Below are 19,108 nucleotides of genomic sequence, written 5' to 3'. Positions count from 1 at the left end.
GCAGCGCATGCGAAGGCCCCACGTCCACACCGACAGGACAAACCAGGGCAACCCGCCGGATCGGATACGGCCGTCAGGCCGCAGACGAATCGAGGTTGAAGGGCTTCGCTTGTTCTCCGGGCCCGGCGACCGATCGCGCGTACGAGCAGCCCTGAGCCGGCGCCACCCCCTGGTCGAGCCGACTGCTGCTGCCCTGACCCGACTGGTCGCCCCGGCCACGGCCGGTGGCCGACTGAACGCGGCCGGCCAATTCGGCAGCAACAGTCCGCATAGTTTTTCTGCGGCCTGACGGACCGATGCTTCGCACAGCAGGTTGAAGAAGGCGCGTGTCCCGCCTTCGGCGCCGCTCGGGCCTCTTTCTCGTCCAGGTCAGATCAGTGCGGCACGCACGTTGGCTAGCGCTTCGTCGAGGGTGGCCGCAACGTTCTCGTGGCCGCTGAAGCCGTCGTCCTCGCCCGGGTCGACGGTCCAGCCCCAGCCGCTTTCAGGATGCCCGTCGATGGTTGCGGCGTGCTTGCCCTTGGTGATGGTGATGGAGAGGTTTCCGGCGGGGAAGGTCTCGATGTCGGCGTGTGCCGTCTCGCCGAAGGCGTGATGGATGGCGTCGCGGGCTTCCTGCTCGGTGGTCATGGGCTTCTCCTGGTGGACGGTGACGACGACGGTGCGGCCGCCCCGGATCGGTGACGGGGCGGCCGCCCGGGGATGTGATCGAGGGTGCCGACGGGCGCGGTGAGGCTGAGGGATAGGGGCAGCTCGAGTACGGTGCCGCCGATGCCGGTGGCACCGTACTCGAGGTCTGTGCCGTTTTGGTCCTTGGTGAAGGTGGACGTCATCAGCAGGTTGCGCCCGAGCCGAAGGCCGCTTCCTGTGGCAGGTGCTCCCAGGGAATCGCCGTGTGCGGCACGAGCGGAATCTCCCGCACATCTGCCCATCGGTCAGACGTATGCGATCTGGGAGGCCCTTACTGCGCTCGTCCTTCGGCGCGAGCGACTCGATCACCTCCCACACGTCGTCACTGCCTTCCCATGCCTCGACCCGCGCCATTCCAGTACCCCCGCAGCCTGATGAACCTGACACCGAGTGGGACCCACTCACTCCATTGATCATTCTGTGGGAGGTTCTTGAGGAATCCGAGCATCGGCTGAAGCAGCAGATTACGAGTTGGCTGACGCTATTGCCGCCGTTGGTCCTCGCTGCGAGCGTGGCGACTTCCGCGGCTGCGCGGACGGCCGATGGCTACGCCGGAGCGGCGGAACGCGGACGGTGTCGGAGGAGGTGCGGGAGGCCGTCCTGGCGGTTCGCGACTGAGGTGGCGGCGCCAAGAATGATCACTTGGCGCGGTGTCGGACTGGCCTGGATCCGCCGGGGTTCACCAGCGCAGGAGCTGGCCGGCGGCTGCGAGGCGGTCGAGCGCGTCGCGGGTGTTGGCGCGGGGGCGGTCACCGTGGGTGAGGTAGTCGGTCGGGGCCTCCAGCATCAGCAGGGGGTCACGGTGGAGGCGTCCGGGGTGACGCCGAGTTCCTCGCGGATCTCGCGTACCAGGGTCTGCTTGAGGGTCTCGCCGGGTTCGGGCTTGCCGCCGGGCAGGTAGAACCGGTCACGGCCGTGGGTGCGGGCGGTCAGGAGTTGGCCCTCGTCCAGGTGGACCCGGGCCACCTTCTCGATCACCTGGTCATGCGGCGGTGGGGGCGCTCGCGACGCGGCGCTCGCCGCCGTTGCGCTCCTGCCAGAACCGGTACACCTCGACGGCGTCCTCGCGCGCCTCGTAACGCATCGGCAGGCGGCGCTCCTGCCAGGGCTTGGCGATCTCGTCGTAGAAGGTGTTCAGCTCGAAATACTTGCGGTCGTCGACGTAGTGAGGCTCGTAGGCGTCGCGGGTGGTGAGGAAGACGACCTCGTCCGGCGAGCAGTAGTACAGCGATCCCAGGCACATCGGGCACGGGTGGGCGAGCACGTAGATGGTGGTGCCGGTCAGGTGCTCGGTGCCGAGCCTGGTGCAGGCTTCGCGGATGGCGAGGATTTCCGCGTGCGCGGTGGGGTCGCCTGTCTGGGCGACCTTGTTGGGGCTCTCGGCCAGGATCCCGCCGTCCTTGACGATGACGGTCGCGAACGGGCGGCCGCCCTCGGCGACGTTCTGACGGGCGATGTCGATGGTGCGCTGGACGAAGTCCATGGAGGTCCTCCGGAGGTTAGCGGGGCAGGCCGCCGGCAGGCGGCTTCGCGGGGTTCAGGGAACGGGGCGGGGCGGGCCGGAAGGCTGTTTCCGGCCCGCCCCGTTGCCGCCCGTCTGCGATGCCGTCTCGGTGTCGGTTCGTCAGAAGGGCTTGGTCGGCAAATACTTGCCGTCCAGGGTGATCACGGCGCGCTCGCCGCCCTCGGGGTCGGCGACCTTCTTCACGTCGAGCTTGAAGTTGATCGCGGAGATGATGCCGTCGCCGAACTGCTCGTGGACCAGGGCCTTGAGGGTGGTGCCGTAGACCTGGAGCATCTCGTAGAAGCGGTAGATGGTCGGGTCGGTGGGGATGCCGCCGGGGATCGAGCCACGGGTCGGGATGGCCTGCAGCAGCATCGCCGCGTCGTCGTCCAGGCCCAGCAGTTCGGTCACGGCCTTGGCGGACTTCTCCGGCAGCGGGTGCTGGCCGAGGACGGCGGCGGTGGTGAAGGCCACCGACAGACCGGAGGCGTCGGCGATCTGCTGCCAGGAGAGGTTCTTACGGGTCTTGGCCTCCACGGCCTTGGCGGCCAGGGCCTCGCGAGCGGTGGGGTCGAACTGTGCGTGCACCATGATCAGTACGTCCTTCTCTCAGGTGGGCCACTTCACGAGCAGGGGGTGGGGGTGGAGTGGCGAGTGGGTGGGGTGGATGCGGGGTTCCCTGCAGGCTGTCCCGGGTGGGAACCCCGAAGCCGGGAGGGTCAGGCCGCGAGCGCGGGGCCGGCGGCGGTCAGGTCCTCGACGCGGCCGGTGGGAATGTCGTAGACCCAGCCGTGCAGGGCGACCTTCCCCTCCGCCAGGGCGCGGGCGACCGAGGGGTGGGTGGCCAGGTTCGCCAGCTGGGCGAGCACGTTCTGCCGCACCAGGGCGGGAACGTCACCGACGGCGGTGGTGCGGGCCTGGGAGGCGTCCGCGTGCCGCAGCCAGGCGGCGACCGTCGGGGCACCGCTGAGGTCGTGGCCCTCGGCGAGTGCGGTCATCGCGCCGCACGCGGAGTGGCCGCAGACGACGATGTCCTTCACACCCAGTGCGGCGACGGCGTACTCGATGCTCGCCGCCACCCCGTCGGCTTCGGGGCTGTAGGCGGGCACCAGATTGCCGGCGGTGCGGATGACGAACAGGTCACCCGGCTCGGTGCCGGTGATCAGCTCGGGGACCACGCGGGCGTCGGAGCAGCTGATGAACAGCGTGGGCGGCGTGTGATGCGTGGCCAGATGGGCGAAGAGCTCCGCCTTGGCCGGGAAGACGTCCCTCTGGAAACGGGCGACGCCCTCGGTGAGGTCCTGCATGGTCACTCCCTTCGGGTGGTGATCGGCCCCTGTGGGCTGGTGAGATCCACCATGCATGACCTGTGCCTATAGTGTCCAAGAGCCATTGACCATATAAGTTATTGACCACATCTATAGTTGTTCTTATGGCTGTTCTCGAACTGCGTCACCTGCGCTATCTGCTCGCCGTGGCCGAACACGGCAACTTCACCCGCGCCGCCGAGGAGCTGCACATCTCGCAGCCCACGCTCTCCCAGCAGATCAAGCAGCTGGAGCGGACACTGGGCGTGCAGCTGCTGGACCGCACCGGCCGCACGGTACGGCTCACCGACGCCGGCGCCGTCTACACCGACCACGCCCGGCACGCACTGCGCGACCTGGCCGCCGCCGAACGCGCCATCCACGACGTCAAGGACCTCTCCCGCGGCCACCTGCGCCTGGGCGTCACCCCCACCTTCACCGCCTACCTGATCGGCCCGCTCACCGCCGAGCTCCACACCCGTCACCCCGGCGTCAGCCTCACCCTGGTGGAGATGACCCAGGACCGCATCGAAGCGGCCCTGCTCGCCGACGACCTCGATCTCGGCATCGCCTTCGCCGGCCCCCACCTGCCCGGCATCACCGCCACCGCGCTGTTCACCGAGACCCTCAGCCTCGTCACCGGCACCGCGCGCGCCCAGGCGATGCCCAAACCCCTACCGGTCAGCACTCTCAAGGACGAGCAACTCGCCCTGCTCAGCGGCGACTTCGCCACCCGCAGCCACATCGACGCCTACTTCGCCCACCACCGGGCCGCTCCCCGCATCGCGGTCGAGGCCAACTCCGTCCAGGCCCTCACCGAGATCGTCCAGCGCACCCCGCTGGCCACCGTCCTGCCCGACGCCATCACCCACGACCACCCCCACCTCACCCCCGTCCTCCTCGACCCGCCACTGCCCACCCGCACCGTCACTCTCCTGCATCGCGAGGGCGCCTACCGCAGCGCCGCCACCCGCGCCTTCACCGAGCTCACCCACGACCTCGTCCGCACCCGCGGCTACGCCCCACCTCTGTGAACCACCCGCCCCGGGGCGGGCCCCGCGAACGCCCCTTCACCGAAGCGGGGTCCGCGCCAAGCGCACGTTCAGCCGGTAAGTACGGGGCCGTCGCATCGGCGCTCCGCCGTTCCAAGGAGAGGAGATCCGCTTGGGGATCACCCGAGACGAAGCGCACCCGCTCCACCCGCAGGTGACAACAAGCCTGCCTATGTGACAACTGACGTGCTTCGGCTCATTCGTTGTGACTCAGCGCTCCAGTTGGCAAGTTTCGCCAGGTATCACGCTCAGGCTCACGGTGTGGCGTGTGCCTTGTGCACCCCTCCACTTGGGTCGATGCTCCAGGAGCTGCGCGATTGAACGTACAGAAGACCGGCCTTCCTCGGCGCGATGGCCGGTGCCGTGAACTGCCCGTTCCCCTGGCACAGGAGCGCCCCGAGCGTGGAGTTCGATCGAAGTACGTGGAGCGAGAAGGCGGTCCCGTCATGCTGAGTGATCCGCAGGGGCACCTGGCCGCCGGGGTGCCGCAGGACGTAGGAGCCGGTCGATTCCAGCTCTCCCTCCAGGAGCGGGATCTCCTCCGGCGGATGCAACCAGATCCGCCACCCTCCCTTGGTGTTCATCTGGAGGCGTATCGCGTCCCGACCGTCGGCCTCGACCGGAACAATCGCCCGCGTCAGCGAGGAGCCGTGCGTGAGGATCTGCCTGGGCCGCCCGTTGCCGTCGGGCGGACTGGTCAGCTCGACCCAGGAGTCCGCGGCCCGCTTCAGGTGGACCACGAGCAGGGCGGGCTTCCGAGGGTCGGTGCGGACCAGGTGGACTCCCTTGTTGCCGTGGCTCTCCCAGCGCTGCCGCGCACCCGTGTTCCCGGGCCAGGTCTCGTAGGGGTCAGGAGACGCGAGCGGGGAAGCCGGGGGCGGAAGCGCTGCGGTCGGGCGACGCTCCGGGCGCCTCTTCGCGCCTGCGGCGGAGGCCGGGTTCGGGCTCGGTCCGGGCCGCGGGTGCGGAGCGGGCCGCCGCTCCCGCAGACCGTTCTCGATCGACGGCATCCCCTCCGCCAGACGTACGGCGTCGGCTGCACACACGGCGATCATCCGGGCGGCCCCCTCGGAAGGCGCCCAGCGGACATCCTCGGTCGACTGCCCGTGGCGGGGGTCGAAGAAGCACAGCGGACGCCGCTGCGGGCGTGGCTGTCCTTCGATTGCGGCGTGCACACAGGCCAGCGCATGACGCCCCTCGTCGAGAGTGCGCAGCACATCGGCGGCGTCCCGGAGGTTCCGATCGCCGACGAAGTTCTGCTTGGCCTGCTCGTACGCGTCAAGCGCCCGTTGGTAGTCAGCGAGGAGAGCGGGAACGTCCTTGTGCTGGCCTGGTTCGAAGGAATGCCCAGCGAGCGCCTCCCCGAACGCGGTGATCTCCGCATCGACCTGGGCGAGTTCATCCTTGCGCCTGCGTCCCCGGAACAGACCGGTGATCGCTCCCACTATCCCGTCAGTCACGCAGGTGATCGTAATCGGGTCGGCCAGGTCGGGTGTGTCGCTTACCGCCTGCACGTCCCACTTTTCCCCGCCGCCTCGGACGCCCGGCCGCGCCAACTCAAGCGCTCACCCGCCAACTGAAGTGTTCAGTCACATTCGTGCATTCGTGTCGGCCAGGCGTGGCGGTGTCAGAAGTCGAGCTCGACGTAGTCGATGTCGGTGAACTCGACCAGGAGACCTTCGGCGCGGCGGCCGCGGTCCTTGAAGTACTGCTCCTGGAGTCCTTCGGCGACGACTGCCTGGAGCTGCTGGTCGGTCGCGCCGGCGGCTTGAGCGTCGAAGAGACGGGCGGCGTACTGAGGTGGGAGGTGCTGGGTGATGAGTCGGATGCGTCCGTCGTCGGTGGTGCCCGGTGCGGCGGTGAACCCGAACCGTGCGCGGGTTTCGACGACGATGCCGGTGGAGGTGGCGGCCTGTTTCTTCGCTTTCTCCTTGACCCGGGGCTGCCACCGGCTGCGGACCTGATCGGCGAGCCGGACCGCGAGGTCGGCGTGCGGCTTTTTGAACTGGTCCTTGACGTAGCGTTCGACGGTGCGCTGGGAGATGCCCAGTAGTTCGGCCACGGCCCTGGTGCCCTTGTATTGCTTGACCAGGAACCGCATCTGGGCGCCGGCCGACTTCGGGATCGGTCGGGTCGCGGCGCCGGCGGTGGCTTTGTCGAGGCTGTCTCCGAGGATGCCCACCGAGTACTCCTACTCTCCGTCGATCGCGGCGTCGGTTCCCTTGATGTGGCGGGCCGGATTGTGTCCTTCGTCGAGCATCTGCACAGCCCACAGCATTTCCTGGGTGCCCTCGTGCTTGACCATCCCCGGGGACACACCGAGCCGGAACGTACCGGGGGCCGGTTTCCCGTCCGCGGTGCGCGGCAGGACGTCCAGCGGGGACGGCCCGTCGGAGAGGTAGACGGCGCAGTCCGACAGCAGCGCGATCGGGAGCAACGCGTCCTCGTCGAGGGTCAGGTGACCGGAAGGCGCCGGGGCGGTCTGCGTGGCGAGCGCTGTTTTCAGCAGTTTGCGGTGCATGTTGACGCGGGCGGTGGAGATGACGGCGGCACGGATGTCGGGGCGCCAGGTGGGACGTTCCAGTGCGGGCCACCGCTCGCCGAACTTGTATCCGGTGCCCTGGGGGCGCTCGCGCAGCTTGCCGATGCCGCCCTTGACCGTCGACTTGATGGCGGACAGGACCGCGGCCACGGCGGGGTCGGTCTGCTTGTGGGTCTCCATCGCTGCGAGGAACTCGGTCTCGGTCATGCCGGAGACGACGCCGAGGTCAGCCATCGTCTGCTTGTACGCCTCGGCAAGGTGCTTGTACCAGGGATCCAGGTAGGGGCCGGACTCGATACGGATCCACGCTTCCCGCGGCCGGATGGTGACGGGCAGCTTGTAGGTGTCGATGAGCTCGGCGGCGTAGGCGACGGTCGGTGTTGCGTACCAGGCAGGTCCCTCGGGGCGGGTGCCGTGCGGGGTAAACGGACTGGGCAGGCGCGGGTCCAGCTCGATGGCGGACAAGTCGACCAGCCAGCTGCCGGGCGACTTCTTGTCGAACACCGGCTGTGTGAGGTGGACGGGTGCGCCCAGGCCGAGGACGAGCCGGTTCGCGGCAGCAAGGAACGCGGTGTTCACGTCGATGCCGACCGCGAACGCCCTGGTGCACTCTGCGTCGGTGAGCAGTTGCGGATCACGGGTCCACTCATACGCCTCTTCGTCCAGGACCTCCCCCGGGGTGCGCCGGTGAGTGCGCGGGTAGAGAGCGGCAACGATCGGATGCTCGTCCGGGGCTTCCACCGGGGCCGGGTCGACCTGGTCGGTGAGCGAGCCAGGCAGCGGTCCGGACACCCAGGTGCCGGCGTCCTCGTCACGTACAGGGCGGGTCGGCGGGCGCAGTGCGGTCATCGTCTCCAGGCCGGAAACGGCAGTGGAACCGCGGGGGGTGATCACGCGGGTCGCGTACATGCCGAGTACGCCGGCGATGTCAGCCGGGTCCAGTTGGTCGGTGGTGCCCCAGGAGCGCGAGTCGAGTGCGCCCCAGGGCAGGACCGCGAACTGCACGCATTGCCGTCGCCCGTCTGTCGCGGGGCGATAGATCCGCGCCCAGGGGCCGAAGCCGCGCCGGGTCAGCTGCCACTTCGCCTTGGTGATCTGCTTGACGACCTTGTGGTCCCCGGGCAGTCGCAGGCCGCGCCGGTCCTCCAGGCGCTCGGGGAGTCCCAGCCGTACGGCGGCTGCGGCGGTCAGGACGATCAGGGGGTCGGCGTCCTTGCCGGACGGGTGCAGGCGCGGCGCGCCCAGGTGCGTGTCTGTGAGAGTCCAGTCGACCAGCGCGGGGATGGTCCTGGCCGGGCAGTCGAGGACAAGTCCGCCGACGCAGTACAGCGAGCCGTCGCCGTCCAGCACACCGAGCGGACCGTTCGCATAGCGAGGATCGGCGGCGGCCGGAACGGGGGCCGGCTTCGGGATGGCCCTCTGCGTGGCCGGGCGCCGCGACACCCGTGTGGTGATGCCCGCAGAACGGTCCGGAACGACATCCGTGGTGGAAGCCGGAGCCGAGACGGACTGCGGCCCTGTGTCGGGTTCGGCGGCTGGTCCTGCGGACAGCGGGCGAACTTCCGTAGCGGCGCCCACCGACTCCGGTGACGCGACCTGACCGGGCACAGCGGCGTCGGCGGGGTAGAGCTCGGCAAGCTTCTCCAGCAGCCGGGCGTACGCCTCGCGCTGCGGCGGCCGCGGTTCGGTCTTCCCGCTCTCCCACGACACCACCGTCGGCCGGCGCACCTTGAGGGCCTTGGCGACCTGATCCTGGGTCAACCCATGAGCTTTGCGCAGGCGTTCCCGCTCGGCGGGCGGCGGCAGCGGGGAAGCGGACGCGATCAGGGCATCAATCGCGTCGAACAACTCGGACATGAACACCTCCGGAGCCACCCTACAACGAGAATCGCACATTCTGCGTATGAAGATCGTACAATGCGCGTACATTTGACCCGTCGCATCGAAAGTTGACCGCGCGCTGCGCGCGAACTGGATGGTGAAGTCGGCCTGGGGCGCGGTTCCGGTCTTTCGACCGGCCTGTTTCCCCGGAGCCGCTTCCCGAACCGGGCATGCGACTTGGCACCGCACCCGGCTCTCCACAAGCCCCGAGGGGGTTCGTGGTGGTTGTTCTCATCCCGTGGTTGCCCAGGGAGTGGGAATCGTCAGGCCCCGGTAGCGGTAGCGAGTGGTGCCTACCGTGATCGGGTTGAACAACTCCCGGGTCTCCCCGGTCCACCATGACCTACGGCCGCAGTAGCGGCTGAAGATCTTCTTCCGGCCCGTCTTCGGGTGCTCGCCCGGATTCACCGGCCGCAGCACCGAGCACCGCGGCCGGGACCTGGACAAGCAGCCCCTGTGGTCCCTGCTGGAGCTTCAGGAACTGCTGGACGAGTGGATCGTCGCCCAGTGGCAGAACCGCCCGCACGACGGGCTGCGCGACCCGGCCATGCCGGGCCGGTCGTTCACGCCGAACGAGAAGTACGCGGCGCTCGTCGAAGCCTTCGGCTACGTCCCGGTTGCGCTTTCCGGCGACGACTACGTCGAACTGCTGCCCACGTGCTGGCGGGTGGTCAACGACTACGGAATCAAGATCAAGCGCCGCACCTACGACAGCCCCGCCTTGGCCGGACTGAGACGCCAGCACTCCGGCGTCAGAGAAAAGAAGGGCTTGTGGGAGATCCACCACGACCCCTATGACATCGCCCGGATCTGGGTCCGCAACCACCACGCGGGCAGCGGCTGGATCGAGGCCACCTGGAAGCACCTGCACCGGGTTCCGGTGCCCTTCGGCGAACTGGCCTGGGATCACGCTGCCCAGGGCCTGCCCAAGGCGACCGAGGCGGAGATCGCCGACGCCGTCGCCGCCCTGCTGGCCAAGGCCCACGTCGGCCCCGACCAGCCGACCAGACCGAAACGGTCCGCGCGGGACAAGCAGGTCGTCGCCCGCACCCGCTCCGCGCACTCCCTCACACCGCCTCCCACCGTCCCGCCCCCGCCGGCAGTCACGGACGCAGGCCCCGACGAACCAGGCTGCTGAGCGAGGGCGGGTACGAAGGGCTTCAGCCGTTCCAGCGGGAGCTCTACGACGAGGAACGGCTCGATCACCATGCCCGATTGCGGGTGGTCGCCACGTCCACGGTCCGGCACACCGTCACCTGCGGCCGGCGCCTGGTCCTGCTCAATAAGCACGCGATCAGCGCCCGCCGCGGTCTGATCGTCGCCGGCCCCGCCGGCACCGGCAAGACCATCGCCATCACCCAGCTCGGACGAGCCCACGAACTCTTGGACCAGGCCCGGCACCCAACAGTCCCCGGCCGCATCCCGGTCGTCTACATCACCGTCCCTCCGGCCGCGACCGCCCGCATGATCGCCGCCGAGTTCGCCCGCTTCCTCGGCTTGCCGGTCCGGCGCAGTTCCAACATCACCGACCTCATCGAAGCCGTCGTCGGTGTCTGCACCGACACCCGCACCGGCCTGGTGCTGGTCGATGAACTCCACAACATCTCGCTCACCAGCCGCACCGGCGCGGCAGTCGCCGACACGCTCAAGTACTTCTCCGAGCGGATCCCGGCAACGTTCGTCTATGCCGGCATCGATATCGAGCACTCCAACCTTCTGTCAGGCACACGCGGCCAGCAGATCGCCGGACGCTTCACCCTCGTTCCCACCGCCCCATTCCCCTACAACATGGAGTGGAAGGGCCTGGTCGCAACGCTGGAAAGCACCCTGCGTCTCCACCGGCACCAGACCGGCACCCTCACCAGCCTGGACCGCTACCTGCACGACCGCACCGGCGGGATGATCGGCGCGCTGTCCCACGCCATCCGGGGCGCGGCGATCGACGCAATCCTCACCGGCACCGAGGCCATCACCAAGAAATCACTTGCCGCGATCCCCTTGGACCACTCCGCACAGTCCTTCTCCCACCTCTCATCTGGGACGCGTCAGTGAGCAACAACTTGCCAATACCGCCGCTCGTCCCTCTTCCCGTCGACGTCCGTCCGCGGCTCGGCGAGACAACGGTCAACTACGTCCAACGCCTCGCGCGGGCCAACCACCTCAAGCCCAGCGAGTTGATCCGGATTCTGGCGCCACCACCGCACTCGGTCGGCCAGAAGCCTGCCCTGAAGCGCGTTGCCTGGGCCAGTGGCCGCTCGCCAGAGGTCCTGGCCCTCACTCTCGTGGACGCCAGCCCGGCATACCTTCCGATCTGGACGAAGCCCGATCTCCGGCTTCGACGCCATGCTTCGTTGACGCATGACGGCTTCAACAAGACCGGGCTCATCAACCACGAAGCCAGCTGGAGCAAGCAAAGCCTGCGCCAGATCGCCCATCGTTGGCAGATTCCTCTCTGGCTGCTCAAGCGGATCCTCAGCCCACGTTTCCCCAACGAACGACCAGTGCCGCGGCCGACCATGCCGGAAGACACGCACCAACGGCTCAAGGACCACTACGCGCGGGGCCTCACCGCGACGCAGTCGTGGCGATCGTTCCTCGACGACCACGAAACCTGGCTCACGCTGTCGGCCGTCACGCAGCTCTACCTCAGCTTTCAAGACTCCACATCAATCAAGCCGCGCCGCACTAATTAAGCCGGAGCCTCGCTGCACCAACAGCTGCACGTTCGAAACGATCGTATAAAGTCCGGTGATCGACATCGGGCGTCTGGTGTCCGGCCACGCCGGGTGGTCGGGGCGGGGCGCGGGGGGCGATTCACATGGGTGGGACACGCGGACGAAAGAGTGCTCCGGCGGCCGGGCGCTCGCGTAGGCGAGCGGGCGGGAAGTCGGACGGGCTGACGCGGCGGGGCCGGATCGTTGCCTGGACCGCCGGTATCGGCGCCGTGTGCGTCCTCGGCGCCGGCGGTGCCGGTGCGTGGATCTACAACGACCTCGACAGCAACATCCACGGCGCCCCCCTCGACGGCAAGCTCGGCGACGACCGCCCGGAGAACCTCAGTCCCGGGTCGCGGAACATCCTGGTCGTGGGCTCCGACAGCAGGTCCGGGGCCAACGCCCGGTACGGCGGCATGGAGGGGGGCACCATGCACTCCGACACGCTGATGGTCCTGCACATCCCCGCGAACCGGAAGTGGGCCGCGGTCGTGTCCATACCCCGCGACTCCTGGGTGCGAATACCGGCCTGCGACAAGGGCGACGGTACGACCTCCGAGGTCCATCACTTCAAGATCAACGAGGCGTTCTCGCTCGGCGGCACAGGCGGCGAGGTGGCCGACGCCGCCGCTTGTACCATCAAGACGATCGAAGCCAATACTGGTCTGCGCATCGACAACTTCATGTCGGTCGAATTCCAGGGGTTCAAGGGCATGGTCAACGCCCTGGACGGCATAGAGGTCTGCCCTGAGCAGGCCATCCACGACAAGAAGGCCCACCTCGATCTGGAGGCCGGCTGCCAGACGATCAGGGACGAGAAGGCGCTCGGCTACGTGCGTGCCCGCTACAGCGTGGGCGACGGCTCCGACACCGGACGCATCGGCCGCCAGCAGGAGTTCATGTCGGCGTTGGCCGAGAAGGCCAAGTCGAAGATCACCGACCCCGTCGCTCTCTACAAGTTGCTGCAGTCCCTCACCAAGTCCCTCACCACGGACGACGAACTGGCCGGTGCGAAAGCCCTCACCGGCCTCGCGTCCGAGCTGAAGGGCGTTCCCGAGGACCGGTTGACGTTCCTCACCGTTCCCAGCTATCCGCGCGAAGCCGACGTCCCGACGGACCAGGCCAATGTGGTGTGGCAGTACCCGCAGGCCGCCACCGTGTTCACCGCCCTGGCCAAGGACAGGGAGATCGACAAGAAGAGCCTGGAGGCGGACGCGAAAGATCCGCTGTACGCGTCCTCCGTGCACGTGCGTGTCCTCAACGGATCGGACGCCGAGGGGAAGGCCGCCGCGGTCGCCGAGAGACTGCGCGAGGCCGGGTTCACCGTCACGGGCACCGGCAACGCGCCGCACCCCGGCCGCACCACGGTCACCTATCCCCCGGGCCTCGCCGACCGGGCCGCGGTCCTCGCGTCCCAGGTACCCGGCGCGCACGCTGTCGAGGACGCCGCCGCCCCGGCGGGCGAGGTCACCCTGGTGGCCGGCGCCGAACTGGACGTCGACGACCTGCGATAGGGCACCACATCGAGAGACCGAGCGAGCTGTGCTTCCGCGTCTGCGACAGGACGCGGGAGTACGGACTCCGCGTCCGTACCGGATGCCGTCGTGCTGCGGCGGAACCAACGGTGCTGCCGGCCGCGGATTCGCCCGCTGACGTCGACGCCGACAATCGAGCGCACGATCTCGTGGCTGTCCGGCTACCGCAGACTCAGCCCCCGCTACGAACGCAACCCCCGCAACTACCTGGCTTTTCTCGGCCTTGCCGCTGCCCTGTGCTTCTACAGGCGACCCTCAAACTCACCACATAGGACACCGTCTAAGTGACCCAGGTCACTCAAACTTCGATGACACCCGCTCAAACTTCGATGGCACAGGACACTGGAGACCGGACATGGACGAGGACGACTGGCTACGCCGCCATGGTCTGCACCCCTGCGCCCGCTCCCTCGACAGCGTACGAACGCTGCTGATCAACCAGACTCAGCTCGAACGCGAAGCTCAGGGGGACGGCGACACATTGCTGAGGCTTCGGCGCCTGGAGCGGTAGAAGGTCGGTGGCACAGAACATCGAACGTAGCCTGGTGCCGTCAGAACGGCGCCCCAGGAGGACCGCAGAGAACCTCGCGTGCGATCGATCGGAGGACTGATACGCGCGGCCGCAGGAGGTTCGCCGCGAGCGGTGGACAAAAGCGGTGGCCAAAGATCGCGCGAGCAGCAGACCGACCCCACAGCGCCGTTTCACCAGCCGTTCACCATGGCTGCAACCGGGCACGCAACGCCTGGAGGGTCCAGTCGAATGCCGGGGTCAGGCCGTGTGGGGCGGACCAGCCGTTGATCACTGCAAGCAGCTGGAAGTACCTGTCTCGACGCGGGTCGTTCGCGGCCTCCAGCCGAATCAGCAACCTACGCCGGAGCTCAACGTCGTCGGGGCCGGCCAGGACGTACGCGTAATGAGCCGTGATCGCCGCGATGACCGGATCCGCTTGGGGCGAGGCCGGGTCGATGCCGTCTGCAAGCGCGGGGGCAACCCGTTCGCGGACCACCGTCGCAACGTCGCGGCGCAGGCGCGGGGTCCCGTCCTTCACACGCTCGGCCATGTGGTCCACGGCCATCCCCCGCATACCGGCGCGGAAGTCCGGATTCTGGGACAGCTCGGCCAGCTCCACCCACGCCTGGACCTGCTCCGCTTCGGGATTGTCGGGCAGTTCCGGTGTCATCGAGCGAATGACGGCTGCGAACTCGGGTCTGTCGTGCAGGTCGGCGAAGACAGCGTCGAGGAAATCGCCGATCAGGTAACGGCGTTCGTCCTCGGAGAGTCTGGCCAGCTTGTGCATGAGATCCATCTCCTCAAGGGTGGACCCGCGTCTGGCCACTGCCGTCAACACCGCACGTCGCAGGCGCAGGGTCCTGATCTGCACCGCCAGGGCCTCGGCGTGTGCCGCCGCGACCTGCGGGAGCGACAGCTCCCGGTCCACCACCTGCCGGATCGTGGAAAGGTCCAGTCCCAGGTCACGCAGGGTTCGTACGAAGTCCAGGCGTGCGACGGCGTCGATGTCGTAGAGGCGGTAGCCCGCCGGGCTGCGGTCGATCGGCAGCACGATCCCACGGTCGGAGTAGAACCGAATGGTCTTGACCGTAAGACCGGTGCGCCGGGCCAGGTCACCGATCGAGTAGAGCGTGTCGCCGTCCATGCCCCCACTTTCGTGTCTCCCCCTACTGGAGACTCAAGCCCAGTCCCCCCGCTGGTAGCAAGCCACGCTCATACGTGAGTCCCGCCAGGTGCAGTACGGACGCGCTCGAGGTCTCCCGTCTGCGTACACAAGCAGCACGGTCGGCCGCGAACGTGTGGCATACCTGCTGAGTGGTGTACAGGTGCCCTGTTCGGCGCACCGCCGAGTCGTGACCTGTCAAACGTCAGTGGAGTATGCAAGGGTGCGTTACATGGGTACGACACCGGACGGGCGTCCCGTACCGCCCGCGCATGCTGAGGAACGCGTCATGCTGGAAAGCTGGTTGGAGTTCCACCGGGCCACGCTCGTGCTGAAGTGCGAGGGGCTGGACGACCGTCAACTACGTCTGGCATCGGTGCCACCATCACCGATGACGTTGCTCGGCCTCGTCCAGCACATGGCGGAGGTTGAACGCAACTGGTTCCAGCGAGTGTTCGCCGGACAGGACCTGCCACTTGTGCACCAGGAAGGCACTGCGGACGGGTTCACCCTCACCCCTGACCGTGGTATCGACGACGCACTGGCTATCTGGCGCATGGAAGTGGCGCGGGGCCGCCAGGTGATCGCCGCCTCTTCGCTGGACGACTCAGGCAAACTCTCGGATCAGGAGGCTGCGTACATCGGTGGCCAGGGGGTGTCACTCCGCTGGATCCTGGTCCACATGATCGAGGAGTACGCCCGCCACAACGGCCACGCGGATCTTCTCAGAGAGGGCATTGACGGCGTCACGGGCGCCTGAGCCCGGTTGGGCGAGCAGATCACCGGCGTGGCCGGAGCCGAGTCGCGCGGCGGCTGGATCGACAACGCAGAACGGACCGTCGATGAGACGGTGGAGTCGATCTTGTCCGCGACCGGTCCTGCGTCCCATGGCGAAGCAGACCTGGTCCTGTCGTGATCGGTTTCATGGTCCTCGCGATCTGACGAACGACCAGTGGGCCCTACCGCAGCCGCTGTTGCCCACAGAGCACGCACCGACTGACTACCCGGACCAGCAGGGGGGTCGCAACACTTCACGACGAGGTCCTGTAGAACCGCTCCCATGGTGCACGTGCTTCGACCGTTCGGTACTCCCCTGCGATCGTCCGCGACGTACTGTGACGCCGCTCATCCGGTGTCCCGATGTTCACTGATCAGTCCCAGCCGGCTGCGCGTTGGTCGACACGGTCGCCCAGGTGAGTTGAGTGGATGTGGTTCTCACCTCCAGCAGGCAGCGGCCGCCGGGCACGTTGTCGAGCATGCATGGCAACTGCTACTCGCCGAGGGTTACGGAGGCGACCGTACATCGAGAGGCGGACTCTGTCCGACATCCGCCGGGCCGCCCAGAATCAGACGCCCGCCGCCCGGGCCGCCTCGTACACCTCGGCCGCCACATCGACCAGTTCGGCGGCGTCCCGCGTCGTTGCCTGGAGGTCCAGCATGATCTCCGGTACGCCCACTCCCGCATGGGCCACCAAGTCCTCCACGATCTGGGCCACACTTCCCTGGAAGGGCTGGCGGTCCGCACCCTCAAACGACTTGGCGCTGTACCTCGCATTGGCACGGGCACACACCTCGATCGGCCTCTGCCTGCCACGCTCGGCCGCCAGGTCCTGTACCCGCCGCCACTGTTCGGAGAATGTCGAGGGACCCATGGCCACAGGCATCCAGCCGTCCGCGCGGTCCACGAGCCGACGGGTAGCACGTGGGCTGTTGGCCGGCAGATAGACCGGGATGGGGCGAACCGGTTTGGGACCGACCTCGGCCGGCGCAATGGTGGTCAGCTCACCCTGGTACGAAACCGGGTTCGGACCCCAGACGGCCGTGCAGACGTCCAGCAGTTCGTCCAGGACCGCGCCGCGCTTCTCGAAGGGGGCGACCGAGGCCGCCGCGTACTCGTCCAGGGACCAGCCGGTTCCCAGACCCGCGATCACCCGACCGTTGCTCGCGACATCGAGCGAGGCGAGCGAGCGCGCCAGTTGGAACGGTACGTGGAGCGGGGCGACCAGCACGCTGGTGCCGAGCCGGGCCCGGCTGGTGGCAGCGGCGGCCAGCGTGAGCGTGACCAGCGGGTCGGCGACGCTGCGGTAGTGGTCGGGCCACGGCAGTCCCGGTACACCGTACAGCCCCTGGGTGGGAGGGTCGGGAAAGAGGACACGCTCGAAGACCCACAGGCTCTCGTACCCGACATCCTCCGCGGCGCGTGCCACCGTGGCCACATCGCGGCCGATGTCGTACTGCTTCATTTGCGGAAGACCGAGACCAAGCGAGACGGACATGCGTGCACTCCCTGACGAGAACGACTTTGCAACTACCGTATGTCACATACTTCTGTCCCGATCAACTATGTCTGCCATCTCGTCGGACGCGGCGGCCCGGCCACCCTGCGCGAGGAACGCGGTGCCCGAGCTGCCCGGAACCGGGGGCGGAGAGCGAACGCAGGGCCAGCAGCAGGAACGCGATGTCATCCAGATAGACGGGGTCGGGGATCAGGTCGACAGGGCTCACGGTGTAGATCACCGCGGCCCACACCAACGCCTTGCTGCGCAGCGGGACACCCGCGTCGATCAGCAGCTTCCTTGCGCGGAACAACCTGACCAGGAGTGCACCGGCAGCCCCCATCGTGAGCAGTGCGGCGACCACGCCGACGAGAATCCAGGCCTTGGTGTCCATGGTGCATAGTCCGTCCTCATCCGGATTCCTGACCATGCCTGCGCGTGCGTCGCTTCAGCGCACGCCGTTCGGCTCTCCCAGTCCGCCCCATACGTCGGAGTCCTGGCCGTTCTCCATGGCCCACTTCAGACGCTGCTCCCGCATCGGGCATCCCCTGCTTCTCCGGGGGCCAGCCCGGTGTGGTGTGACGTTGTGCGGGTTGATCTTCTGGGACTCGTTCTCGGGGGGTGTGGCTTTGTGGCGGGTTGTTGCGTCAACCGTCGAATCATGGAGTTGCATTGCGGGCCTTCCCGGTGGATGTGCCGTCGGGAGTTCGGTACTGGACGGCCGTCGACGACGACTTCGAGGTGGTGCGGGTCGCAGAACAGCGCCGAGACCGGCGTCTTCGGGGCTCATCACCGGGTCAATGTGATCCGCTACGTCCGGAAGATCGTGAACCGGGTCCGCGTCATGGTCCTCATCGGTCCCGGCCAGGTTCTGGAGGGTCTGCCGGCCGACTTCGCACTGTCCATGGAGGACATCCCGGACGAGCCCGAGGACACCGAGGCCGGGCGCGACCTGCCGGACGAGGTGATGCGGGAGCTCTGCGACAACCTCGATCGCTGGAGAAGATCAACAACCACGAGTTCCGCGTCGCGACCGAGCTGCTGATCGACACCGGGCGGCGGCCCGACGAGATCAGCACGTTGCCCTTGGAGTGCCTGGAGAAGGATCCGGACGGCACCCTCGTCCCGCTCTACGACAACTCCAAGAACTACCGGCTGGGCCGTCGCCTGCCGATCGCGAAGGCGACCGCCGCTGTGATCACGGACCAGCAGGAACGGGTACGGGAGCGGTTCCCCAACACCCCGGCCGGCAAGCTCAAGCTACTGGCGAGCCCGGTGGCCAACCCCGGGGGGACAAAGCCGAGCGGCTCGATCGGCGACGCTCACCGAGCACGGGTCGATGCCTTGCCCGACATCATGATGCCGGTCGTGGTGGAGGTCGAAGGGCAGCTGGTGACAAAGATGCTGCCGTTCGACAAGTCCAAGATCTTTCCTTACGCCTACCAGCACTCCTTCGCTCAGCGGCACGCGGACGCCAATATCGCCCCGGACGTGCTCATGGATTTGGATCTGCTCCGCAGCCGCGAGCGGCTCATGTCGGCCTTCGAGGCCGACGACTGGGCGCGCAGCGAGGCCATGACCTCCGACGGCCTGTCAGAAGAGGAGCGCGCTCAGGTCGAGAAAGCCGTCGCCGTGGTCCGTCGCGGCCGCGTGGTGATGCTGGGCACACCTCGCGTCGGCCAGCCACTTCCCGATGTCAGGCCTTGGAGGCTGCCGTGATCCCCGCTATGCGCGATGGCCGCCCGGTGTCCGCTGCGATGTAGCCCTTGCCAAGCTTTAAATAAAGTGATTCATTCAGCCTGGCTAGTGAATGGATGTATGTCAAGCACGAGGAGATGTCCGTGGCCGTCCACCTGGCGGAGCCCGCTGCGGACGATCGCGCCCTGGCTGTCGCGCCGTCAATGCCGAGCGCTCCCGCGGCGCCATCGGGACCG

At 67.9% G+C, this 19,108-nt stretch carries 20 protein-coding genes and 2 pseudogenes; 10 read left to right on the top strand and 12 right to left on the bottom strand.

The window, feature by feature from the left end:
- Positions 1-369: 369 nt before the first annotated feature.
- The 5 genes from AB0I23_RS33165 to AB0I23_RS33145 form a co-directional block, all read right to left on the bottom strand.
- A complete protein-coding gene (locus AB0I23_RS33165) occupies positions 370-630 on the bottom strand; it encodes a hypothetical protein (RefSeq protein WP_359114932.1) in 261 nt (86 codons plus the stop codon).
- Positions 631-1,476: 846 nt separating this feature from the next.
- Positions 1,477-1,668: an NUDIX hydrolase gene (locus tag AB0I23_RS33160; protein ID WP_359114929.1), complete on the bottom strand. Its 192-nt coding sequence runs from the start codon at positions 1,666-1,668 to the stop codon at positions 1,477-1,479.
- Between the two features lie 4 nt (positions 1,669-1,672).
- Positions 1,673-2,173, bottom strand: a complete 501-nt coding sequence (locus AB0I23_RS33155) for a nucleoside deaminase (protein WP_359114927.1) — start codon at positions 2,171-2,173, stop codon at positions 1,673-1,675.
- Between the two features lie 141 nt (positions 2,174-2,314).
- Positions 2,315-2,785, bottom strand: coding sequence for a cyanase (cynS, locus tag AB0I23_RS33150; protein ID WP_359114924.1), 471 nt, complete (start codon positions 2,783-2,785; stop codon positions 2,315-2,317).
- 128 nt (positions 2,786-2,913) lie between these two features.
- A complete protein-coding gene (locus AB0I23_RS33145; protein WP_359114922.1) occupies positions 2,914-3,501 on the bottom strand; it encodes a carbonic anhydrase in 588 nt (195 codons plus the stop codon).
- Between the two features lie 125 nt (positions 3,502-3,626).
- Between AB0I23_RS33145 and cynR the strand changes: the two genes are divergently transcribed.
- The gene (gene cynR / locus AB0I23_RS33140) at positions 3,627-4,535 is read left to right on the top strand and encodes a transcriptional regulator CynR (RefSeq protein ID WP_359114919.1); all 909 of its coding nucleotides are present in this window, start codon (positions 3,627-3,629) and stop codon (positions 4,533-4,535) included.
- Between the two features lie 272 nt (positions 4,536-4,807).
- Here cynR and AB0I23_RS33135 read toward each other — a convergent pair whose 3' ends face one another.
- The 3 genes from AB0I23_RS33135 to tap form a co-directional block, all read right to left on the bottom strand.
- Positions 4,808-6,013: a hypothetical protein gene (locus tag AB0I23_RS33135; RefSeq protein ID WP_359114916.1), complete on the bottom strand. Its 1,206-nt coding sequence runs from the start codon at positions 6,011-6,013 to the stop codon at positions 4,808-4,810.
- A gap of 167 nt (positions 6,014-6,180) precedes the next feature.
- On the bottom strand, positions 6,181-6,735 hold the full coding sequence (tpg, locus tag AB0I23_RS33130; RefSeq protein ID WP_359114913.1) for a telomere-protecting terminal protein Tpg: 555 nt from the start codon (positions 6,733-6,735) through the stop codon (positions 6,181-6,183).
- A gap of 9 nt (positions 6,736-6,744) precedes the next feature.
- Complete coding sequence (gene tap, locus AB0I23_RS33125) at positions 6,745-8,952, bottom strand: telomere-associated protein Tap (protein ID WP_359114911.1); 2,208 nt, start codon at positions 8,950-8,952, stop codon at positions 6,745-6,747.
- Positions 8,953-9,373: 421 nt separating this feature from the next.
- Here tap and AB0I23_RS33120 point away from each other — a divergent pair.
- From AB0I23_RS33120 to AB0I23_RS33100, 5 genes and pseudogenes are all read left to right on the top strand, one after another.
- Positions 9,374-10,114 (top strand): annotated as a pseudogene (locus tag AB0I23_RS33120) (Mu transposase C-terminal domain-containing protein); the annotation flags it as partial.
- Positions 10,108-11,028, top strand: coding sequence for an ATP-binding protein (locus AB0I23_RS33115; RefSeq protein WP_359114943.1), 921 nt, complete (start codon positions 10,108-10,110; stop codon positions 11,026-11,028). The pseudogene AB0I23_RS33120 and the gene AB0I23_RS33115, both read left to right, overlap by 7 nt.
- Positions 11,025-11,669, top strand: a complete 645-nt coding sequence (locus tag AB0I23_RS33110) for a hypothetical protein (RefSeq protein WP_359114908.1) — start codon at positions 11,025-11,027, stop codon at positions 11,667-11,669. The genes AB0I23_RS33115 and AB0I23_RS33110 overlap by 4 nt, the downstream gene beginning before the upstream one ends.
- 125 nt (positions 11,670-11,794) lie before the next feature.
- Complete coding sequence (locus AB0I23_RS33105) at positions 11,795-13,204, top strand: LCP family protein (protein WP_359114905.1); 1,410 nt, start codon at positions 11,795-11,797, stop codon at positions 13,202-13,204.
- A gap of 376 nt (positions 13,205-13,580) precedes the next feature.
- Positions 13,581-13,736, top strand: a complete 156-nt coding sequence (locus AB0I23_RS33100; RefSeq protein WP_359114902.1) for a hypothetical protein — start codon at positions 13,581-13,583, stop codon at positions 13,734-13,736.
- Between the two features lie 202 nt (positions 13,737-13,938).
- On the opposite strand, the gene AB0I23_RS33095 is transcribed toward AB0I23_RS33100, so the two are convergent.
- A complete protein-coding gene (locus AB0I23_RS33095) occupies positions 13,939-14,880 on the bottom strand; it encodes a MerR family transcriptional regulator (protein ID WP_359114899.1) in 942 nt (313 codons plus the stop codon).
- Positions 14,881-15,130: 250 nt separating this feature from the next.
- Here AB0I23_RS33095 and AB0I23_RS33090 point away from each other — a divergent pair, with 250 nt between their 5' ends.
- Together AB0I23_RS33090 and AB0I23_RS33085 are read left to right on the top strand one after the other, a co-directional pair.
- Positions 15,131-15,658 carry a DinB family protein gene (locus AB0I23_RS33090; protein ID WP_359114896.1) on the top strand — a complete coding sequence of 176 codons (528 nt, stop codon included), beginning with the start codon at positions 15,131-15,133 and terminating at the stop codon, positions 15,656-15,658.
- A gap of 6 nt (positions 15,659-15,664) precedes the next feature.
- Positions 15,665-15,814 (top strand): hypothetical protein, encoded by a 150-nt coding sequence (locus tag AB0I23_RS33085; protein WP_359114893.1) that lies wholly within the window; start codon positions 15,665-15,667, stop codon positions 15,812-15,814.
- A 430-nt stretch (positions 15,815-16,244) separates the two neighbouring features.
- On the opposite strand, the gene AB0I23_RS33080 is transcribed toward AB0I23_RS33085, so the two are convergent.
- From AB0I23_RS33080 to AB0I23_RS33070, 3 genes and pseudogenes are all read right to left on the bottom strand, one after another.
- The gene (locus tag AB0I23_RS33080) at positions 16,245-17,174 is read right to left on the bottom strand and encodes an LLM class F420-dependent oxidoreductase (protein ID WP_359114891.1); all 930 of its coding nucleotides are present in this window, start codon (positions 17,172-17,174) and stop codon (positions 16,245-16,247) included.
- A 61-nt stretch (positions 17,175-17,235) separates the two neighbouring features.
- A complete protein-coding gene (locus AB0I23_RS33075; RefSeq protein ID WP_359114888.1) occupies positions 17,236-17,568 on the bottom strand; it encodes a YkvA family protein in 333 nt (110 codons plus the stop codon).
- Between the two features lie 16 nt (positions 17,569-17,584).
- Positions 17,585-17,724, bottom strand: a pseudogene (locus AB0I23_RS33070) (WhiB family transcriptional regulator); the annotation flags it as partial.
- 252 nt (positions 17,725-17,976) lie between these two features.
- Here AB0I23_RS33070 and AB0I23_RS33065 point away from each other — a divergent pair.
- Together AB0I23_RS33065 and AB0I23_RS33060 are read left to right on the top strand one after the other, a co-directional pair.
- Positions 17,977-18,219 carry a hypothetical protein gene (locus AB0I23_RS33065; protein ID WP_359114886.1) on the top strand — a complete coding sequence of 81 codons (243 nt, stop codon included), beginning with the start codon at positions 17,977-17,979 and terminating at the stop codon, positions 18,217-18,219.
- Positions 18,220-18,260: 41 nt separating this feature from the next.
- Entirely contained in the window at positions 18,261-18,893 is a 633-nt protein-coding gene (locus AB0I23_RS33060; RefSeq protein WP_359114883.1) for a hypothetical protein, read from the top strand.
- Positions 18,894-19,108 lie beyond the last annotated feature (215 nt).

The organism is Streptomyces atratus, from assembly GCF_040655115.1.
Lineage (GTDB): Bacteria > Actinomycetota > Actinomycetes > Streptomycetales > Streptomycetaceae > Streptomyces > Streptomyces atratus_D.
Note: the sequence above shows the minus strand (reverse complement) of the source record. Positions and strands in the feature narration are given on the sequence as shown.